Below are 19,195 nucleotides of genomic sequence, written 5' to 3' on the forward strand. Positions count from 1 at the left end.
AATCCATGACTGATCAGCCCAAGGTTCCAGCCCCGCAGCCCGACGAATGCCCTTCCGAGAGCCTGGAGGCGGCGGCGATTGCCGCGTACCTTGAGGCTCATCCGGATTTCTTCGTCGAGCACGAAGAACTGCTCCCGGCCCTGCGCATACCGCACCAGCGTGGCGATACCATCTCGCTGGTCGAGCGGCAGATGAAAATCCTGCGCGAACGCAACATCGAGATGCGCCACCGTCTTTCGCAGTTGATGGATGTCGCCCGCGACAACGATCGGCTGTTCGACAAGACCCGCCGCCTGATCCTCGCCCTGATGGACGCCAACAGCCTGGATGACCTGGTCATCAGTGTTGAAGACAGCCTGCGCCAGGACTTCCAGGTGCCCTTTGTCAGTCTGATCCTGTTCAGCGACGAGCCCTTGCCGGTCGGCCGCTGGGTCAGCGACGCCGAAGCGCACAAGGCCATTGGCGGGTTGCTGTCCGAAGGCAAAAGCGTCAGCGGCACCCTGCGCGAGCATGAACTGGACTTCCTGTTTGGCGAAGAACAACGCCTGCAGATCGGCTCCACGGCCGTGGTTGCCATCAGTCACCAGGGCCTGCATGGCGTGCTGGCCATCGCCAGCCGCGATCCGCAGCACTACAAGAGCTCGGTAGGCACCCTGTTCCTCAGCTACATCGCCGAAGTCATGGGCCGCGTATTGCCACGGGTCAACAGCACCCTGCGCTCGGTGCGCTGACCATGGAACGGCAACTGGACGCCTACTGCGAGCACCTGCGCAGTGAGCGTCAGGTGTCGCCGCACACGCTTGAAGCCTACCGCCGTGACCTGAACAAGGTCCTGGCACACTGCGAGAAACTGCACATCGGCAGTTGGAGCGCGCTGGACATCCAGCGCCTGCGCGGCCTGGTCGCGCGCCTGCATGCCCAGGGCCAGTCCTCGCGCAGCCTGGCGCGCTTGCTGTCGGCCGTGCGCGGGCTCTATCACTACCTGAACCGCGAAGGCCTGTGCGACCACGACCCGGCCAACGGCCTGGCCCCGCCCAAAGGCGAGCGACGCCTGCCCAAGACCCTCGACACCGACCGCGCGCTGCAACTGCTCGAAGGGGCCGTCGAGGACGACTTCCTGGCCCGTCGCGACCAGGCGATTCTCGAGCTGTTCTACTCCAGTGGCCTGCGCCTGTCGGAGCTCACCGGCCTGAACCTCGACCAGCTCGACCTCGCGGATGGCCTGGTGCAAGTGCTCGGCAAGGGCAGCAAGACCCGGGTGCTGCCCATCGGCAGGAAAGCCCGCGAGGCCCTCGAGTGCTGGCTGCCCTTGCGCGCCCTGGCCAATCCGCAGGACGATGCGCTATTCGTCAGCCAAAAAGGCCGACGCCTCGGTTCACGCGCCGTGCAACTTCGGGTCAAGGCCGCAGGCGAGCGGGAGCTGGGGCAGAACCTGCACCCGCACATGCTCAGGCACTCCTTCGCCAGCCACGTGCTGGAGTCTTCCCAAGACTTGCGCGCCGTGCAGGAGTTGCTTGGCCACTCGGACATCAAGACCACCCAGATCTACACCCACCTGGACTTCCAGCACCTGGCCACGGTCTACGACAGCGCCCACCCTCGGGCCAAACGCATCAAGGGCGATGAGCAATGACAATCCAACTGATCACCTTCGACCTCGACGACACCCTGTGGGACACCGCCCCAGTAATCGTCAGCGCGGAAGCCGTACTGCGCCAGTGGCTGGCCGAGCACACGCCGGTCCTGGGCGCCTTGCCGGTCGAGCATTTGTGGGCCATCCGTGAACGGGTACTGGGCCTCGAACCGCAGCTCAAACACCGCATCAGCGCCTTGCGCCGCCGGGTGTTGCTGCACGCCCTGGAAGAAGCCGGCTACGCCCCCCCACAGGCAAGCGAACTGGCCGAACAGGCCTTCGAAGTCTTCCTGCACGCACGGCACCAGCTCGAGATATTCCCCGAGGTGCAACCGACACTGGAGATCCTGCGCAACCGCTACGCCCTGGGCGTGGTCACCAACGGCAACGCCGACGTACGCCGCCTGGGGCTGGCCGATTACTTCAAGTTTGCCCTGTGCGCCGAAGACATCGGCATCGCCAAGCCCGATGCCCGCCTGTTCCACGAAGCCCTGCAGCGCGGTGCAACCACTGCCGCCAATGCGGTGCATGTCGGCGATCATCCCGGTGATGACATCGCCGGGGCCCAGCAAGCGGGGTTGCGCGCAATCTGGTTCAACCCGGCGGGCAAGGCATGGGAAGCAGACCAGGCACCGGATGCCGAGATTCGTTGCCTGACAGAACTGCCGGAGTTGCTGGCACGCTGGTCGGAGCTGCGTTAAGCCCGAGCTTGTGGCAGCATTGAAGCCGGCGAGGACTGCGTCCTCGAACGCAGCCTCGCGGGCTAGGCAGCTGCTACGGGGGATTGGGGGGGCAGTTCACGTAAGGGCGAAACCCTAAGCAGCCGTTACCGCAGCAACGGATCCACCCACCACCACCCATAAAAAAGCCCGCAGCGACGGCGGGCTTTTTCAACAAACACAGTGCAGACCCTTAGATAGGCCGGCTGCCGTACTTGTTATCAGGCTTCTTTGGTGGATCGGCCACCACGTTGGCCTCGACTTCCTGAACCTTGCCGCCTTTGGCCAGGAACTCTTCCATCGCGCGGGCCAGAGCATCACGCTCCTTGTTCTTGGCTTCAACGCTCGGCAGCTCGTCTACCGACACCGCAGCCTTGGCCTTGCCTTTGGCGGTCGGGGCCGGCGTATCGTCGCCACCATCGTCGTCAGCAACGTCTTCCGCCGCAGCTTCAAGGCCTTCTTCGGCCTCGTCTTCGTCGCCTACTTCGAGGTCGTCGTTTTCCAGATCATCGTCGCTCATGTTCTACCTCATGACTTGCGAAAAGCAGATTAGTTATAGCCCAGCTTCGTCGTCTGTCGACGACTGCCAGAAAAAATTCAAAATCCACTGGTAACCAGCGGTTTATGCCCCTTCACCGTGCACGGTGGCGAGGACTTTACGAGCACCGCCATGATCACGGTGCTCGCCCAGATAAACACCTTGCCAGCTACCTAACGCCAATCGGCCCGCCGTGATCGGCAAACTCAATTGACAGCCTAGCAAACTGGCCTTGAAGTGCGCCGGGAGGTCGTCCAGGCCTTCGTCGTTATGCTCATAACCGGTTGCGCCTTGTGGGATCAACCGGTTGAAAAACCGTTCGAAGTCGCGACGTACCGCCGGATCGGCGTTCTCGTTGATGGTCAACGACGCCGAGGTATGCTGCAGCCACAAGTGCAACAGACCGACCCGGCATGCCTTGAGTTCAGGCAGGCCGGCGAGTAACTCGTCCGTTACCAGATGAAAGCCCCGGGGCTTGGCCCGCAGGGTAATCAGAGTCTGTTGCCACATACAGTTCTCCGCACGTTCGGGGCGCATTCTAGCGCGCTCTGGGAAAAAACAAAGACCCTAATATTCGCGCCATGCTGTAAGCCATCGCCCCTGGAAAAACCGCTGCGGAAAACCCCGGCAAAGCTGTCAGAAAAATCCTTTCAGCCTAGGCCTGAGTGACAAATCCAGAACAAAAAAATGCCCGGCAAGCCGGGCAAGTTTTTTTCCGCGCCTGCTTACAGGTTGTAGCCGCGCTCGTTGTGTTGTGCCAGGTCCAGGCCGACTGCCTCTTCCTCTTCGGTCACGCGCAGACCCATGACGGCGTCCAATACCTTGAGGATGACGTAGGTGACGATCGCGGTGTAGATCACCGTGAAACCCACGCCTTTGCACTGAATCCAGACTTGTGCAGCGATGTCGGTCACGGTGCCGAAGCCACCCAGCGACGGTGCAGCAAATACGCCGGTGAGGATCGCACCGAGAATACCGCCAATACCGTGCACGCCGAAGGCGTCGAGGGAATCGTCGTAGCCCATTTTGCGTTTCAGGGTCGTAGCGCAGAAGAAGCACACCACGCCGGCCGACAAGCCGATCACCAGGGCGCCCATCGGGCCCACGGTGCCAGCGGCTGGAGTAATGGCCACCAGGCCGGCAACCACACCCGAGGCGATGCCCAGGGCGCTAGGTTTGCCGTGGGTCAGCCACTCGGCCAGCATCCAGCCCAGGGCAGCGGCAGCGGTTGCGATCTGGGTTACCAGCATCGCCATGCCGGCAGTACCGTTGGCCGCCGCGGCGGAACCGGCGTTGAAGCCGAACCAGCCAATCCACAGCATGGCCGCGCCCATCAAGGTGTAACCGAGGTTGTGCGGAGCCATTGGGGTGGTCGGGAAACCCTTGCGCTTGCCCAGCACCAGGCAGGCCACCAGACCGGCGATACCGGCGTTGATGTGCACCACGGTGCCGCCTGCGAAGTCCAGGACGCCCCAGTCCCACATCAGGCCACCGGGGCCGGACCAGACCATGTGCGCGATCGGTGCGTACACCAGGGTGAACCACACACCCATGAAGATCAGCATTGCGGAGAACTTCATCCGCTCGGCGAAGGCACCGACGATCAGCGCCGGGGTGATGATGGCGAAAGTCATCTGGAAGGTGATGAACACCGCTTCAGGGAACAGTGCCGCCGGCCCTGTCAGGCTCGCCGGGGTGACACCGGCGAGGAACGCCTTGCCCATGCCGCCGAAGAAAGAGTTGAAGTTGACGACGCCCTGCTCCATGCCCGCGGTGTCGAACGCAATGCTGTAGCCATAAATGACCCACAGGATGCTGATCAGACCGGTAATGGCGAAGCACTGCATCATCACGGAAAGAATGTTTTTGGAGCGCACCATGCCGCCGTAGAACAGCGCAAGGCCGGGAATGGTCATGAACAGCACCAAGGCTGTCGCGGTCAGCATCCAGGCGGTATCGCCGGAGTTGAGGACTGGAGCCGCCACTTCGTCTGCCGCCATGGCCAGGCTGGGCATTACGAGGGACAACAGGGCTCCTAGCCCTGCGAATTTACGCAGAGTCATATTGTTTTCTCCTGGGGCGTTGGGGTTGTGGCGGCTTAGATCGCGTCGGTATCGGTTTCGCCGGTACGGATGCGAATAGCCTGTTCCAGATTGACCACGAAAATCTTGCCGTCACCAATCTTGCCGGTGTTGGCCGCCTTGGTTATCGCCTCGATAACCCGGTCCAGATCCTTGTCGTCAATGGCGACATCGATCTTCACCTTGGGCAGGAAATCGACCACGTACTCCGCGCCGCGATACAGCTCGGTGTGACCCTTCTGCCGACCGAAGCCTTTGACCTCAGTGACGGTAATGCCCTGCACGCCGATCTCGGACAGTGCCTCGCGGACGTCATCCAGTTTGAACGGCTTGATGATGGCAGTGACTAGCTTCATGAAAACTCTCTCCCGAATTGGTGGACTTGCCCCAGGAAAACAAACCCGACTCAAGTCTAAGCGCAGTGCCTGGCTTTGTAACGCATCGTCGGCCGTACCTGCCCGACTGACGCCAGTTAACCGCTGCCGACGAAACTCCCCGTTTCGCCTGCCGCACTGCATTCGTCACAGCGACTGCATCAGTGCATGGGTTACTCAAGCCTTAGCAGAAAGCTTGCCATCTCCAGAAAAACCACTGATTTCAATCTCTTGCCTTTAAACCCAGGCCAGTGCAGAAATGCGCGCCCAGAGATACGCACAATAACGGTGCGCCGACAGACGGACCGATGCGCGAAAAGCGTGCGCCGCACCGGGATAAATGAGCCTGAACACTGCGTGATACACTGCCCGCCATCAGTTTAAGGACTCCCTACATGCTCGCGCCCAAAGACCTCCTCGACGCCCTGAGCGGCCACGCCTCCCGCCTGTTCAGCGGCGACACCCCGCTGCCCAAAAGCGAAATCGAAAGCCAGTTCAAGGCCCTGCTGCAAAGCGGCTTCAGCAAGCTGGACCTGGTCAGCCGGGAAGAATTCGACAGCCAGATGGTCGTCCTGGCCCGCACCCGGGCACGCCTGGAAAGCCTTGAAGCAAAAGTCGCGGAGCTGGAAGCCAGGCTCAATCCGCCTGCCGAGTAATCCCCTGCCCCTTGTGGGTGCGAGCCTGCTCGCCCCCACACATAAGCCAGGCCACCGGCAACATCCTGCGAACCTTTGGCGCGTCTCGCGCGGTGCTAAAACACCCCCTCGCAACTACCCTTGAACAACCGCAGGAAGCGGCTCTTTTTCGTTCAAGGAATGCTCATGTCCCTGTCCATCGTCCACAGCCGCGCCCAGATTGGCGTGGAGGCACCGGCTGTCACTGTCGAAGTCCACCTGGCCAATGGCTTGCCATCACTGACGATGGTCGGCTTGCCCGAAGCGGCAGTGAAAGAGAGCAAGGACCGGGTGCGCAGCGCGATCATCAATTCGGGCCTGCAGTTTCCAGCGCGGCGCATCACCTTGAATCTCGCTCCCGCCGACTTGCCCAAGGACGGTGGGCGCTTTGACCTGGCGATTGCCCTGGGGATTCTTTCGGCCAGCGTGCAGGTGCCAACCCTGACCCTGGATGACGTGGAGTGCCTGGGGGAACTGGCGCTTTCCGGTGAGGTGCGGGCGGTTCGCGGCGTGTTACCGGCCGCCTTGGCGGCGCGCCAGGCCGGGCGGGCGCTGGTGGTGCCCTGGGCGAATGCCGAGGAAGCTTGCCTGGCCTCCGGGCTCAAGGTGCTCGCGGTGCATCATTTGCTGGAAGCGGTCGCTCACTTCAACGGCCATACCCCCATCGAGCCTTACCGCTCCAACGGTTTGCTCCATGCCAGCAAGCCCTACCCCGACTTGAGCGAAGTACAAGGCCAGGCCGCCGCCAAGCGGGCCCTGCTGATTGCCGCGGCGGGTGCCCATAACCTACTGTTCAGCGGGCCACCCGGGACCGGGAAAACCCTGCTGGCCAGTCGCTTGCCCGGGTTGCTGCCGCCGCTGACGGAAAGTGAGGCCCTGGAGGTGGCGGCGATCCAGTCGGTCGCCAGCGGTGTGCCGTTGAGTCATTGGCCGCAACGTCCTTTCCGCCAGCCCCATCACTCGGCGTCCGGCCCGGCGCTGGTAGGCGGCAGTTCAAAACCCCAGCCCGGGGAAATCACCCTCGCCCACCACGGCGTGCTGTTTCTCGACGAGCTACCGGAGTTCGATCGCAAGGTGCTGGAGGTATTACGAGAGCCGCTGGAATCTGGCTATATCGTGATTTCCCGCGCCCGGGACCGAGTGCGTTTCCCGGCGCGTTTCCAACTGGTGGCGGCCATGAATCCCTGCCCCTGTGGCTACCTGGGCGAGCCCAGCGGCCGCTGCTCCTGCACCACGGAGATGGTCCAGCGTTACCGGCACAAGCTCTCCGGCCCGCTGCTCGACCGCATCGACCTGCACCTGACCGTCGCCCGCGAAACCACCGCACTCAATCCCGCCACCCAGCCGGGCGACAACTCCGCCCGTGCTGCCGAGCGCGTTGCCATGGCTCGCGAGGTTCAGCAGCAGCGCCAGGGCTGCGCCAACGCCTTCCTCGACCTGCCGGGGCTGCGCCGGCATTGCCAGTTGTCCACAGTGGACGAACGCTGGCTGGAAAGCGCCTGCGAACGCCTGACCCTGTCGCTCAGGGCGGCCCATCGACTACTCAAGGTCTCCCGGACCCTGGCCGATCTCGAACAGGCGCAGGACATCAGCCGCGAACACTTGGCTGAAGCACTGCACTATCGGCCGGCCAATCAATAAACCCGCCTCCGACTCAGTCCAGACGCTCGACGTCCGGCAGCTCCATGGCCTGCGCCTCGCCTTGCAGGAAGTCGCTGAGCCGCCGCAAACGCTCACCACCCGGACGGGTTTTCGGCCAGACCAGGTAGTAATTCAGGCCACTGGCAACGGCGGTCGGCCAGGGCAGGCTCAGGCGTCCCTGCGCCACATCCTCGGCCACCATCAATAGGTCGCCCATGGACACACCATAGCCACGCGCTGCGGCGATCATCCCCAGTTCCAGGGTATCGAACACTTGCCCGCCCTTGAGCGACACCTGCTCGGAGAGCCCCATGCGCTCCAGCCAACTGCGCCAGTCGCGACGATCAGGGGTGGGGTGCAGCAGTTCGGTACTGGCCAGCCGCTCGACATCCCAGGGCTGATCGTTGAGCAGGTTCGGCGCACCGACCGGTATCAACAGCTCCGGGAACAGGTAACTGGCTTCCCAGTCCGGTGGAAAATGCCCGTTGCTCAGCAGTACCGCACAGTCGAAGGGTTCATGATTGAAATCCACCGAGTCGACGTCCATCCAGGCGCTGGTCAGTTGCACTTCATTGCCCGGCTGCAGATGCCGAAAGCGACTAAGCCGCGCCAGCAACCAGCGCATGGTCAGGGTCGAAGGAGCTTTCATGCGCAAGATGTCATCTTCGCTGCGCAAGGTGTTGCAGGCGCGCTCCAGTGCACCAAAACCTTCACGCACTCCGGGCAGCAACAGGCGAGCGGCCTCGGTCAATTGCAGGTTGCGACCACTGCGTTGAAACAGTCGGCAGGCAAAGTGATCTTCCAGCGTACGAATATGCCGGCTGACGGCGCTCTGGGTAATCGACAGCTCTTGCGCGGCACGGGTGAACGAACTGTGCCGCGCCGCAGCCTCGAAAGCACGCAGGGCATACAGCGGAGGAAGACGACGGGACATCAGGAAAGCTCCTATAGCGCAATGGGCAAACCCTAGCAGAAACTCGACAGCATGAGTTTTAATCATGCCAGTGATCGTTTTTATCCCTTTGTGCATTCGTCTGAGAGCGCCGAGAATCAGCGGCTACCCCTTATTTCCAGGAAACACGCGTGATGACCATGCAGCATCCAGCACGTACCGAATTGCGGGCCATCCTACGGCTGGCGGGGCCGTTGATCGCCTCGCAGTTGGCGCACATGCTGATGGTGCTCACCGACACCTTGATGATGGCCAAAATCAGCCCCGAGGCGCTGGCGGGTGGTGGCCTGGGAGCGGCGACCTATTCGTTCGTGTCGATTTTCTGCATCGGCGTGATCGCCGCGGTCGGCACGCTGGTGTCGATCCGCCAGGGCGCGGGCGACATTCCCGGTGCGGCACGCCTGACCCAGGCCGGGCTATGGCTGGCCTGGCTGATGGCATTGGTCGCGGGCCTGCTGTTGTGGAACCTCAAACCGGTGTTGCTGTTGTTCGGCCAGACGGCCAGTAACGTCGAGATGGCCGGCCAGTTCCTGCTGATCCTGCCGTTTGCCCTGCCTGGTTACCTGAGCTTCATGGCGTTGCGCGGCTTCACCAGCGCCATCGGCCGGGCCACTCCGGTGATGGTCATCAGCGTCATCGGCACCCTGGCCAACTTCCTGCTCAACTACGCGCTGATCACCGGCATGTTCGGCCTGCCGAAAATGGGCCTGGTGGGGATCGGCCTGGTGACCGCGATCGTGGCCAACTGCATGGCCCTGGGCCTGGCCTGGCACATTCGCCGGCACCCGGCGTACGAGGCGTACCCATTGCGCGCAGGCCTGTCCCGGCCCAATCGCCAGTACCTGCGGGAGTTGTGGCGCCTGGGCCTGCCGATTGGCGGAACTTATGCGGTCGAGGTCGGGCTGTTCGCCTTCGCGGCCCTGTGCATGGGCACCATGGGCAGCACGCAACTGGGTGCCCACCAAATTGCCCTGCAAATTGTCTCGGTGGCATTCATGGTGCCGGCAGGGCTGTCCTATGCCATCACCATGCGCATCGGCCAGCATTATGGCGCCGGGCAACTGCTCGACGCACGCCTGGCCGGACGGGTCGGGATTGGCTTTGGCGCGGTGGCGATGCTGGGTTTCGCCATGGTGTTCTGGCTGCTGCCCAATCAACTGGTCGGTTTGTTCCTGGACCACAACGACCCACAGTTTGCCGACGTCATCCAACTGGCCGTCAGCCTGCTGGCCGTGGCCGCATGGTTCGAGCTGTTCGACGGTGTGCAGACCATCGCCATGGGCTGCATACGTGGCCTCAAGGACGCCAAGACCACCTTTCTGGTGGGCCTGGGTTGCTACTGGCTGATCGGCGCACCGGCCGCCTGGTGGATGGCCTTCCACCTGCACTGGGGGCCAACCGGAGTCTGGTGGGGCCTGGCCCTGGGGCTGGCCTGCGCGGCTGTGAGCCTGACGCTGGGGTTCGAGTGGAAGATGAAGCGGATGATCCGGCAAGAGCCGGCGCCGCAAGCTGATTTCCAGATGTCTCAGCCGGACTGACCTGCCTGTGGGGCGAGCTCAGTTGACGATTTCCAGCACCGTCTGCTGGCTGGAGCCGAAGGTCAGGTACTCCACCAGTTCAGACAGCGGCAACGGCTTGCTGATCAGGTAGCCCTGCACCTGGTCGCAACCAAAGCCACGCAACAACTCAAGCTGCTCCGGGGTTTCGACGCCCTCGGCGACGACTTCCAGATGGAGGTTGTGCGCCAGGTTGATCATCGCGTGGACCAGCTTGCGATTCTCTTCACGCCCTTCCATACCGCCAACAAAGCTCTTGTCGATTTTCAACAAGGCGATCGGCAGGCTGTTGAGGTGCACGAACGAGGAGAACCCGGTGCCAAAGTCGTCCAGGGAAAACCGCACGCCGAGGCGACCCAGGGCATCCATAGTCTGCTGGACCAGATCACTGCGCCGCATCACCGCGGTTTCGGTGAGTTCGAACTCCAGCCACTGCGCATCGACTCCCCGCTCGGCGATCAAGCGGCTCAAGGTCGAGAGCAACTGGCTGTCCTGAAACTGGCGGAACGACAGATTGACCGCCATGTGCAACGGCGGCAGGCCGCGCTCGCGCAACGCCTGCATGTCCCGCAGGGCGCGGGAGATGACCCAGTAACCGAGCGGCACGATCAGCCCACTCTGCTCGGCCAGCGGCACGAACTCACTGGGCGGCAACAAGCCACGTTCAGCATGCCGCCAGCGCACCAGGGCTTCGAGGCCGACAATTTGCCCGTCATCCAGGTTCAGCCGTGGCTGGTAATGCAGCTCCAGCTCATCGCGGCGCAACGCTCGGCGCAACTCGCTTTCCAGGTCAGCCATGCTGCGGGCGTTGCGGTTGATCCGCTCGTTGAAGATATGGAAGGTGCAACCCTGGGTGCTCTTGGCCTGCTGCATGGCGATATGGGCATGCCACATCAGCGGGTCGGCACCGGCCTGGGCACGCGCGTGGGCAATCCCCAGGCTAGCGCCGATCAACAGGCTTTCACCGTCGATCCAGTAGGGTTCGGACAAGGCTTCGGTGATGCGCTCGGCCATCCACTCGGCGCGTTGCGGCGCGCGGCGGGTGTCGATGAGTAAGGCAAATTCGTCACTGCCCAGGCGCGCCAGTTGATCACCGGCCTCAAGCTGGCTTTTGAGCCGCGCGACCACCTGCAGGATCAACCGGTCGCCGGCCTGATGGCCCAGGGCGTCGTTGGCGTAGCGAAAGTTGTCGAGATCCAGGTGCCCCAACGCCAGGCCCCGGCCGTCGTTTTCCGCCAGGCGCGTGGCTAGCAAGGTCTGGAAGCCCTGGCGATTGGCGATGCCGGTCAAGGGGTCCTGTTCGGCAAGACGTTGCAAGGTGTTTTCCAGCACCCCACGTTCACGCACATGCCGCAGGCAACGCCGCAGGATGCCGGCATCCAGCGCATCGCGCACCAGCCAGTCGCTGACACCGTCCGGTGGGTTGAGGGGTTCATGTTCGAGCAGCAACACCGTCGGCAGGCTGCACCGCCCAGGTTCCGGTTGCAGAGCAGGAATAGTCAGCAGGACCGCAGAGCGGTTATCGGTAAATAGACTGCTCACCGACTCCCAGGTCGGTGCACTGATCAGCACAGCCGAGCTCCCCATCGGAGCCAGACACTCGCGCAACAACGCTGCCCATACTGGCTCTTCGGCCAGCAGCAGCAAACGCAAGGGTTCGACAGGCGTAGACAAGCTAGCTCCCTAGACTCTGCAAAGATGTTGGCGGTGACATTATGACGCACAGCTGAACAATGACAAATGCCATTGATTCTCAATCATAAATTTGTGCCACTTCAGAGATCGAACATTAGACGCAAATTCTCCCTGCATCCTGCGCGAAAGTAACAAAACCGGCAAATACAGATCGAGTGCTACGTCACAAGTCGGAGAGAGGCGGCAGAATCCGTGCATCCTGTTAAAATGCCCGCCCTTTTCGCAAACGACTCCTTTTTCCGCCATGTCCCGACTCAATCCCCGGCAGCAAGAAGCCGTGAGCTACGTCGGCGGCCCTCTTTTGGTGCTCGCCGGCGCTGGCTCCGGCAAGACCAGCGTGATCACCCGCAAGATTGCGCATCTGATCCAGAACTGCGGCATCCGCGCCCAGTACATCGTCGCCATGACCTTTACCAACAAGGCGGCGCGCGAGATGAAGGAGCGCGTCGGCACCCTGCTCAAGGGCGGTGAAGGCCGCGGCCTGACGGTGTGCACCTTCCACAACCTGGGGCTGAACATCATCCGCAAGGAGCATGTGCGCCTGGGCTACAAGCCCGGTTTCTCGATCTTCGACGAGACCGACGTCAAAGCCCTGATGACCGACATCATGCAGAAGGAATACTCGGGCGACGACGGCGTCGACGAGATCAAGAACATGATCGGCGCCTGGAAGAACGACCTGATCCTGCCGCCCGAGGCGCTGGAAAATGCGCGCAATCCGAAAGAACAGACCGCGGCCATCGTCTACACCCACTACCAGCGCACGCTCAAGGCGTTCAACGCGGTGGACTTCGACGACCTGATCCTGTTGCCGGTCAAGCTGTTCCAGGAACACGCCGACATCCTCGAAAAGTGGCAGAACAAAGTTCGCTACCTGCTGGTGGACGAGTACCAGGACACCAACGCCAGCCAGTACCTGCTGGTGAAGTTGCTGATCGGCAAGCGCAACCAGTTCACCGTGGTGGGCGACGACGACCAGTCGATCTACGCCTGGCGCGGCGCCCGTCCGGAAAACCTGATGCTGCTCAAGGACGACTACCCGTCTTTGAAAGTGGTGATGCTGGAGCAGAACTACCGCTCCACCAGCCGCATCCTGCGTTGCGCCAACGTGCTGATCTCCAACAACCCACACGAGTTTGAAAAGCAGCTGTGGAGCGAGATGGGCCACGGTGACGAGATCCGCGTGATCCGCTGCCGCAACGAAGACGCCGAAGCCGAGCGCGTGGCCGTGGAGATCCTCAGTCTGCACCTGCGTACCGACCGCCCCTACAGCGATTTTGCGATCCTGTACCGGGGTAACTACCAGGCCAAGCTGATCGAGCTGAAGTTGCAGCACCACCAGGTGCCGTATCGCCTGTCCGGCGGTAACAGCTTTTTCGGACGCCAGGAAGTGAAAGACCTGATGGCCTACTTCCGGCTGATTGTGAACCCGGATGACGACAACGCCTTCCTGCGCGTGATCAACGTCCCGCGCCGGGAAATCGGCTCGACCACCCTGGAAAAACTCGGCAACTACGCTACCGAACGCAAGATTTCGATGTACGCCGCCACCGACGAGATCGGCCTGGGCGAGCATCTGGATAGCCGCTTCACCGACCGCCTGGCGCGCTTCAAGCGCTTCATGGACAAGGTCCGCGAGCAGTGCGCCGGCGAAGATCCGATTTCGGCCCTGCGCAGCATGGTCATGGACATCGACTACGAAAACTGGCTGCGCACCAACAGCTCCAGCGACAAGGCCGCCGACTACCGCATGGGCAACGTCTGGTTCCTGATCGAGGCGTTGAAGAACACCCTCGAGAAGGACGAAGAAGGCGACATGACCGTGGAGGATGCCATCGGCAAGCTGGTCCTGCGTGACATGCTCGAACGTCAGCAGGAAGAGGAAGACGGCGCCGAAGGCGTGCAGATGATGACTTTGCACGCCTCCAAGGGCCTGGAATTTCCCTACGTATTCATCATGGGCATGGAGGAAGAAATCCTCCCGCACCGCTCCAGCATCGAAGCCGACACCATCGAGGAAGAACGGCGCCTGGCCTATGTCGGGATTACCCGCGCACGCCAGACCCTGGCCTTCACCTTCGCCGCCAAGCGCAAGCAGTACGGCGAGATCATCGACTGCTCCCCGAGCCGGTTCCTCGATGAGTTGCCGCCGGACGACCTGGCCTGGGAAGGCAATGACGACACCCCGACCGAAGTCAAAGCCGTGCGCGGTAATACCGCATTGGCAGATATACGCGCGATGTTAAAGCGCTAGAATCGACTACTTTTTAATCTACTTTCGGCGCCCGTCGCGCCACCAGAGGAAGCTGTTGTGGAAGCACTGCACAAGAAAATTCGCGAAGAAGGCATCGTGCTTTCCGACCAGGTCCTGAAAGTCGACGCCTTTCTGAACCATCAGATCGACCCGGCGTTGATGAAGCTGATCGGCGACGAATTCGCCGCGCTGTTCAAGGATTCGGGGATCACCAAGATCGTCACCATCGAAGCCTCGGGCATCGCCCCGGCTATCATGACCGGCCTGAACCTGGGCGTTCCGGTGATCTTCGCCCGCAAGCACCAGTCCCTGACCCTGACTGAAAACCTGCTGTCGGCGACCGTTTACTCGTTCACCAAGCAGACCGAAAGCACCGTGGCCATCTCCCCGCGCCACCTGACCAGCAGCGACCGCGTGTTGATCATCGACGACTTCCTGGCCAACGGTAAGGCGTCCCAGGCCCTGATTTCGATCATCAAGCAGGCAGGCGCCACCGTGGCCGGCCTGGGCATCGTGATCGAGAAGTCGTTCCAGGGCGGCCGTGCCGAGCTGGACTCCCAGGGCTACCGCGTGGAATCCCTGGCCCGGGTCAAATCCCTGGCAGGCGGCGTAGTGACCTTCATCGAGTAATGCCCCCCGCTCGCTCCCACCAGTGTTTGGTGGGGGCTGCTACTGCGCCGTGGCCTTCAAGCCTGCCAGCAGCAAGCGCTGATACAGATCCTCCTTCAAGCCCTCAGGTTTCGTCAGTTGCATGCGCGCCAGGTGCTGCGGGTACTCCGACGCCTGCGGCGCATCCAGCGCGGCCTTGCCCAACTGGAGGATCTCGGTCAGCTTGAATTTGCTCTTGAGCCAGTTCAACGCCCGCAACAAGTCCCGTTCCTCGCTGGAAAAATCACTGCCCAACGGATACTCCTGGAACAACTGTGGGTGCCGTGCGGCGATGGCCTGCAAGCGCTGCGGGGTGTTGTCGGTGAAGCGCTCTTGCAGGCGGAAATCCTTGGCCAGCTTGCCGGCTTTCTGCGCCTGCTCGATCAAGCCCGGCTGGAAACGTGAATCGCTGATGTTCAGCAGTAATTCGATGGCCTTGGCATCGGTTTGACCGCGCAGGTCGGCGATCCCGTACTCGGTGATCACGATGTCGCGCAGGTGGCGCGGGATCGTGCAGTGGCCGTATTGCCAGACGATGTTGGAGCTGATGTCGCCGCCCGACTCACGGCAACTGCGCAGAATCAGGATCGAGCGCGCACCCTCCAGGGCATGGCCCTGGACGACAAAGTTGTATTGCCCGCCGACCCCACTCAGCACTCGCCCATCCTCCAGTTGGTCCGCCACTCCAGCCCCCATCAGGGTCATGGTGAAGGCACTGTTGATGAAGCGTGCATCCTGGCGCTGCAGGCGCTTGAGCTGCTCCTGCCCGTACAGCTCGTTGATATAGCTGATGGCGGTCATGTTGAATTCGCCGAGCTGGTCCTGGGGCAGATCGCGCAGGCGTTGGTAGAAGCTGCGCGGGCCGAGGAAAAATCCACCGTGAATCGACACCCCGCCCTGCGCCACCGACTCATCCAGGGTGCCGGCATTGGCCTGCTGTTGCAGGGCAACGTCGGGGTAAACCTTGCGCCGCACGATGCCGGCATCAGACAACGCCAGCAGGCCGTTGACGAACATCTCGCTGCAACCGTACAACCCTTTGGCAAAAGGCTCGACGCCACCTTCGCGACTGATCAGGGATGCCCAGTAGTGCGCGTCGAGGTCGGTCAGCAGCGTGCGGTAATGCTCGTTGTCCGCTTGCCGCGCGAGCAACGCGGCGGTCAGCGCATCGCCCATGGAGCCAATGCCGATCTGCAGGGTGCCGCCGTCGCGCACCAGGGTGCTGGCGTGCAGGCCGATGAAATGATCCTGGAAACCCACTGGCATGTTGGGGGTCGAAAACAGGGTACTGCGCTCCTCCTCGTCGATCAGCCAGTCGAACGTCTCGCGGTCGACTTCTGAATCACCGGGCATGTACGGCAGGTCGCTGTGCACCTGGCCGAGCATCAGGATGGTTTCACCCGCCGCCCTGCGCTTGGCAATCATGGGCAGCAGGTCGAGGGTGATATCGGGATTGCAGCTCAGGCTCAGGCGGCCAGGGTGCTGCGGGTCGTGGGCCACCAGTTGCGCCACCAGGTTCAAGCCGGCGGCGTTGATATCCCGGGCGGCGTGGCTGTAATTGCTGCTGACGTAGTCCTGCTGTGCCGAAGCGCTGTGCAGCAAGCTGCCAGGCTGCATGAAAAACTGCTGGATGTGGATGTTTGCGGGCGTTTGGTCTTTACGCAGGTCAGCGAGGAAGTCCAGCTCCGGGTAGTCGCCAAACACGCGCTCGATGAAAGGCTCCAGGAACCGTCGCTGCAGGCCGTCACCCAGGGGCGGACGACCCAGGCTCAAAGCGGTGTAGACCGTCAGCTGGCGCTCGGGCAGTTGGGCGATGCGTTGATAGAGCGCGTTGACGAAGCGGTTGGGTTTGCCTAATCCCAACGGCATGCCGAGGTGGATGTGTGCGGGTAACCGCGCCAGTACTTCATCGACTGCCTGCTCGATTGAAACGGACTGCACCATCAGACCCCTCCCGACCTATCCATGAATGACGCTAACCCGAGCTTGCCGGGTCTTGCGTGCCATGACCAGTCTTGAGGTCAAATCCCAGGCACAAAAAAGCCGCTCGCAAGCGGCTTTTTTTGCTGAAGACGGCGGCTTATTTCAGGCCGGACATCTTCTGGATGGCGCCTTTGAGGTCATCATCGGAGCAGTCTGCGCAGGTGCCTTTAGGAGGCATTGCGTTGATCCCGGTAATGGCCTTGGCCAGGATACCGTCAAGGCCGCCCTGGTGATCGGCACGCTCTTTCCAGGCTGCAGTGTCACCGATTTTCGGTGCGCCCAGCAGGCCACTACCGTGGCAAGCGTTGCAATGTTTGGCAATAATCTCATCCGGGGTTTTCGCCCCGCCGCCGCCTGCCGAAGCAGCGACTTCCATCCCCTTGCACTCCTGACCTTGCACACAGACCTGGCCGACTGGTTCAAGGCGCTTGGCAATATCGTCGTTGGTCGCAGCTTGAGCGCTGACTGCCCAAAGGGCCAATACGGTTGCTGGTGCGGCCAGCATTTTCATAATTAGGTTCACGCGTACACCCTCAATGGTGGCTAGTCACGCCCACGGCCACGGTTTCGCAGGCGGGCGCAAGTATAACGGTTAGCCCGCCACACTGAAACAACCCTAAAGTCCTAGGGGTATTAAGTCATGGCGAAATACTGCTCGGGCGCCTCGAAAAACCTTGGCGGACGCCTCTTTTCTTAGAAATTGGCTGGTGTGGCTGCGCTGATTAGTCGCGCAGGCGCATCAAACGGATTGCGGAAACGATGTGGCTTGGTGCTTTCAAAATAGTAGCTGTCACCGGCTTCGAGCACGAAGGTCTCAAGCCCGACCACCAATTCCAGGCGCCCTTCGAGCAGAATCCCGGTTTCCTCCCCTTCGTGGGTAAGCATCTCTTCACCGGTATCGGCACCCGGTGGATAGATCTCGTTGAGGAAGGCGATTGCACGGCTCGGATGGGCCTTGCCCACCAGTTTCATGGTCACCGCGCCATCGGAGATATCGATCAGCTCGTTGGCTTTATAGACGATCTGCGTTGGTTTTTCCTGGAGGATCTCTTCGGAAAAGAACTCGACCATGGACATGGGGATGCCGCCAAGCACCTTCCTCAGCGAACTGATGGAAGGGCTGACACTGTTTTTCTCGATCATGGAAATGGTGCTGTTGGTCACACCCGCGCGTTTGGCGAGCTCACGCTGGGAAAGACCTTTTAGTTTGCGGATCGATTGCAGTCGTTCACCGACGTCCAATGCATTTGCCTCCCAGGATTCAGGTTATGTAAATATTGAGCGTTATCATGGCGACAGCGTTCAGTATTTACAACACTTGAGCCCAGGTCCGGTTCGCCAGCGTCCCAGCGGCTGTACCCCGCGGCCCGTCAGGCCTCGGAATAGAGCCGTGGCACTCGACGCAGGTTGCAGAAGATCTGGTAAGGAATGGTGCCCGCAGCCATCGCGATATCGCTGGCGAGGATGTTTTTGCCCCATAACTCGACCGTCGAACCCAGGCCAGCCTGGGGCACATCGGTCAAATCGATACACAGCATGTCCATCGACACACGCCCCAACAACTGACTGCGCTGCCCCGCCACCAGCACCGGCGTACCGGTCGGCGCCTGCCGCGGATAACCGTCGGCATAGCCCATGGCGACCACACCCAGGCGCATGGGTTTTGGCGTGATGTAACGGGCGCCATAACCCACGGGTTCGCCGGCCGGCAATTCGCGCACACTGATGACTTTCGACTCCAGGGTCATCACCGGCTGTAAACGCGCGGCCACAGAGTTGGCTTCCTCGAACGGGGTGGCGCCATACAGCATGATGCCGGGGCGCACCCAGTCGCTGGGCACCTGCGGCCAACCCAGCACGGCCGGCGAGTTACGCAGGCTGACCTGCGCCGACAAGCCCTGGCGCGCAGCTTCAAATACCGCGACCTGCTCGCTTGCGCTGCTGCTATCGAGCTCATCGGCGCGGGCGAAGTGGCTCATCAGCACGATCTTCGCGACCTTGCCGCTGGCCAGCAGCCGTTGATACGCCGCCTGATAATCCGCAGGATGCAGGCCGACGCGGTGCATGCCCGAGTCCAGCTTGAGCCAGACGGTGATCGGCTTGCGCAGCGTCGCCTGCTCGATCGCTTCGAGCTGCCACAACGAATGCACCACACACCACAAATCCTGCTCGACGATCAGCGACAGCTCATCGGCTTCGAAAAAGCCTTCGAGCAGCAACACCGGCGCACGGATGCCAGCAGCGCGCAGCTCCAGGGCTTCTTCGATGCAGGCTACGGCAAACCCATCGGCATCCGCTTCCAGCGCCTGGGCACAGCGCACTGCGCCATGGCCATAGGCATCGGCCTTGATCACCGCGAGGGCGCGCGCCTCCGAGACTTCACGGGCCAGTTGGTAGTTGTGACGCAGGGCTTGCAGATCAATCAGGGCACGAGCAGGACGCATGGC

At 61.9% G+C, this 19,195-nt stretch carries 18 protein-coding genes; 8 read left to right on the forward strand and 10 right to left on the reverse strand.

Annotated elements, in window-relative coordinates; all coding sequences use genetic code 11:
- Window positions 1-5 precede the first annotated feature (5 nt).
- Genes ACIOVD_RS07950 through ACIOVD_RS07960 form a run of 3 tightly spaced genes read left to right on the forward strand, consistent with a single transcriptional unit; the run spans window position 6 to window position 2,334 of the window.
- Entirely contained in the window at window positions 6-731 is a 726-nt protein-coding gene (locus ACIOVD_RS07950) for a DUF484 family protein (RefSeq protein ID WP_095164819.1), read from the forward strand.
- 2 nt (window positions 732-733) lie between these two features.
- A complete protein-coding gene (gene xerC, locus ACIOVD_RS07955) occupies window positions 734-1,633 on the forward strand; it encodes a tyrosine recombinase XerC (RefSeq protein ID WP_401127035.1) in 900 nt (299 codons plus the stop codon).
- The gene (locus ACIOVD_RS07960) at window positions 1,630-2,334 is read left to right on the forward strand and encodes an HAD family hydrolase (protein WP_401127037.1); all 705 of its coding nucleotides are present in this window, start codon (window positions 1,630-1,632) and stop codon (window positions 2,332-2,334) included. Before xerC ends, ACIOVD_RS07960 begins: the two co-directional genes overlap by 4 nt.
- A gap of 211 nt (window positions 2,335-2,545) precedes the next feature.
- Here ACIOVD_RS07960 and sutA read toward each other — a convergent pair whose 3' ends face one another.
- The 4 genes from sutA to glnK all read right to left on the reverse strand — a co-directional run bounded on the left by sutA (window position 2,546) and on the right by glnK (window position 5,327).
- The gene (gene sutA, locus ACIOVD_RS07965; protein ID WP_095164825.1) at window positions 2,546-2,872 is read right to left on the reverse strand and encodes a transcriptional regulator SutA; all 327 of its coding nucleotides are present in this window, start codon (window positions 2,870-2,872) and stop codon (window positions 2,546-2,548) included.
- A gap of 102 nt (window positions 2,873-2,974) precedes the next feature.
- Window positions 2,975-3,400 (reverse strand): secondary thiamine-phosphate synthase enzyme YjbQ, encoded by a 426-nt coding sequence (locus ACIOVD_RS07970; RefSeq protein WP_095164827.1) that lies wholly within the window; start codon window positions 3,398-3,400, stop codon window positions 2,975-2,977.
- A 215-nt stretch (window positions 3,401-3,615) separates the two neighbouring features.
- Window positions 3,616-4,953 (reverse strand): ammonium transporter, encoded by a 1,338-nt coding sequence (locus ACIOVD_RS07975; protein WP_095164829.1) that lies wholly within the window; start codon window positions 4,951-4,953, stop codon window positions 3,616-3,618.
- Window positions 4,954-4,988: 35 nt separating this feature from the next.
- On the reverse strand, window positions 4,989-5,327 hold the full coding sequence (glnK, locus tag ACIOVD_RS07980; RefSeq protein ID WP_095164831.1) for a P-II family nitrogen regulator: 339 nt from the start codon (window positions 5,325-5,327) through the stop codon (window positions 4,989-4,991).
- 413 nt (window positions 5,328-5,740) lie between these two features.
- Here glnK and ACIOVD_RS07985 point away from each other — a divergent pair, with 413 nt between their 5' ends.
- Window positions 5,741-6,001 carry an accessory factor UbiK family protein gene (locus ACIOVD_RS07985; protein ID WP_095164833.1) on the forward strand — a complete coding sequence of 87 codons (261 nt, stop codon included), beginning with the start codon at window positions 5,741-5,743 and terminating at the stop codon, window positions 5,999-6,001.
- A 165-nt stretch (window positions 6,002-6,166) separates the two neighbouring features.
- Window positions 6,167-7,660, forward strand: a complete 1,494-nt coding sequence (locus ACIOVD_RS07990) for a YifB family Mg chelatase-like AAA ATPase (RefSeq protein WP_401127041.1) — start codon at window positions 6,167-6,169, stop codon at window positions 7,658-7,660.
- 13 nt (window positions 7,661-7,673) lie between these two features.
- Here the strand turns inward: ACIOVD_RS07990 and ACIOVD_RS07995 are convergent, their stop codons facing one another.
- A complete protein-coding gene (locus ACIOVD_RS07995) occupies window positions 7,674-8,594 on the reverse strand; it encodes a LysR substrate-binding domain-containing protein (protein ID WP_320333259.1) in 921 nt (306 codons plus the stop codon).
- Window positions 8,595-8,752: 158 nt separating this feature from the next.
- Between ACIOVD_RS07995 and ACIOVD_RS08000 the strand changes: the two genes are divergently transcribed.
- Complete coding sequence (locus ACIOVD_RS08000) at window positions 8,753-10,150, forward strand: NorM family multidrug efflux MATE transporter (protein ID WP_095165196.1); 1,398 nt, start codon at window positions 8,753-8,755, stop codon at window positions 10,148-10,150.
- 18 nt (window positions 10,151-10,168) lie between these two features.
- Here ACIOVD_RS08000 and ACIOVD_RS08005 read toward each other — a convergent pair whose 3' ends face one another.
- Window positions 10,169-11,842: a putative bifunctional diguanylate cyclase/phosphodiesterase gene (locus tag ACIOVD_RS08005; protein WP_401127043.1), complete on the reverse strand. Its 1,674-nt coding sequence runs from the start codon at window positions 11,840-11,842 to the stop codon at window positions 10,169-10,171.
- A 265-nt stretch (window positions 11,843-12,107) separates the two neighbouring features.
- Between ACIOVD_RS08005 and rep the strand changes: the two genes are divergently transcribed.
- On the forward strand, window positions 12,108-14,117 hold the full coding sequence (gene rep / locus ACIOVD_RS08010) for a DNA helicase Rep (RefSeq protein WP_095164841.1): 2,010 nt from the start codon (window positions 12,108-12,110) through the stop codon (window positions 14,115-14,117).
- Between the two features lie 57 nt (window positions 14,118-14,174).
- Complete coding sequence (locus ACIOVD_RS08015) at window positions 14,175-14,747, forward strand: xanthine phosphoribosyltransferase (protein WP_095081958.1); 573 nt, start codon at window positions 14,175-14,177, stop codon at window positions 14,745-14,747.
- 39 nt (window positions 14,748-14,786) lie between these two features.
- Here ACIOVD_RS08015 and ACIOVD_RS08020 read toward each other — a convergent pair whose 3' ends face one another.
- The 4 genes from ACIOVD_RS08020 to alr all read right to left on the reverse strand — a co-directional run bounded on the left by ACIOVD_RS08020 (window position 14,787) and on the right by alr (window position 19,192).
- On the reverse strand, window positions 14,787-16,709 hold the full coding sequence (locus ACIOVD_RS08020; protein WP_401127046.1) for an acetyl-CoA hydrolase/transferase C-terminal domain-containing protein: 1,923 nt from the start codon (window positions 16,707-16,709) through the stop codon (window positions 14,787-14,789).
- A 136-nt stretch (window positions 16,710-16,845) separates the two neighbouring features.
- Window positions 16,846-17,259, reverse strand: a complete 414-nt coding sequence (locus ACIOVD_RS08025) for a cytochrome c5 family protein (protein ID WP_095164845.1) — start codon at window positions 17,257-17,259, stop codon at window positions 16,846-16,848.
- Window positions 17,260-17,441: 182 nt separating this feature from the next.
- Window positions 17,442-17,990 carry a cupin domain-containing protein gene (locus ACIOVD_RS08030; protein WP_019694258.1) on the reverse strand — a complete coding sequence of 183 codons (549 nt, stop codon included), beginning with the start codon at window positions 17,988-17,990 and terminating at the stop codon, window positions 17,442-17,444.
- Between the two features lie 128 nt (window positions 17,991-18,118).
- A complete protein-coding gene (gene alr, locus ACIOVD_RS08035) occupies window positions 18,119-19,192 on the reverse strand; it encodes an alanine racemase (RefSeq protein ID WP_401127048.1) in 1,074 nt (357 codons plus the stop codon).
- Between the last annotated feature and the right edge of the window lie 3 nt (window positions 19,193-19,195).

This window comes from Pseudomonas sp. NPDC087626 (genome assembly GCF_044743405.1).
Taxonomy (GTDB): Bacteria; Pseudomonadota; Gammaproteobacteria; order Pseudomonadales; family Pseudomonadaceae; genus Aquipseudomonas.

Coding starts and splice junctions, on each gene's coding strand:
- ACIOVD_RS07950 (WP_095164819.1), top strand. CDS start 6: ATGACTGATCAGCCCAAGGTTCCAGCCCCGCAGCCCGACGAATGCCCT.
- xerC (WP_401127035.1), top strand. CDS start 734: ATGGAACGGCAACTGGACGCCTACTGCGAGCACCTGCGCAGTGAGCGT.
- ACIOVD_RS07960 (WP_401127037.1), top strand. CDS start 1,630: ATGACAATCCAACTGATCACCTTCGACCTCGACGACACCCTGTGGGAC.
- sutA (WP_095164825.1), bottom strand. CDS start 2,872: ATGAGCGACGATGATCTGGAAAACGACGACCTCGAAGTAGGCGACGAA.
- ACIOVD_RS07970 (WP_095164827.1), bottom strand. CDS start 3,400: ATGTGGCAACAGACTCTGATTACCCTGCGGGCCAAGCCCCGGGGCTTT.
- ACIOVD_RS07975 (WP_095164829.1), bottom strand. CDS start 4,953: ATGACTCTGCGTAAATTCGCAGGGCTAGGAGCCCTGTTGTCCCTCGTA.
- glnK (WP_095164831.1), bottom strand. CDS start 5,327: ATGAAGCTAGTCACTGCCATCATCAAGCCGTTCAAACTGGATGACGTC.
- ACIOVD_RS07985 (WP_095164833.1), top strand. CDS start 5,741: ATGCTCGCGCCCAAAGACCTCCTCGACGCCCTGAGCGGCCACGCCTCC.
- ACIOVD_RS07990 (WP_401127041.1), top strand. CDS start 6,167: ATGTCCCTGTCCATCGTCCACAGCCGCGCCCAGATTGGCGTGGAGGCA.
- ACIOVD_RS07995 (WP_320333259.1), bottom strand. CDS start 8,594: ATGTCCCGTCGTCTTCCTCCGCTGTATGCCCTGCGTGCTTTCGAGGCT.
- ACIOVD_RS08000 (WP_095165196.1), top strand. CDS start 8,753: ATGCAGCATCCAGCACGTACCGAATTGCGGGCCATCCTACGGCTGGCG.
- rep (WP_095164841.1), top strand. CDS start 12,108: ATGTCCCGACTCAATCCCCGGCAGCAAGAAGCCGTGAGCTACGTCGGC.
- ACIOVD_RS08020 (WP_401127046.1), bottom strand. CDS start 16,709: ATGGTGCAGTCCGTTTCAATCGAGCAGGCAGTCGATGAAGTACTGGCG.
- ACIOVD_RS08025 (WP_095164845.1), bottom strand. CDS start 17,259: ATGAAAATGCTGGCCGCACCAGCAACCGTATTGGCCCTTTGGGCAGTC.
- alr (WP_401127048.1), bottom strand. CDS start 19,192: ATGCGTCCTGCTCGTGCCCTGATTGATCTGCAAGCCCTGCGTCACAAC.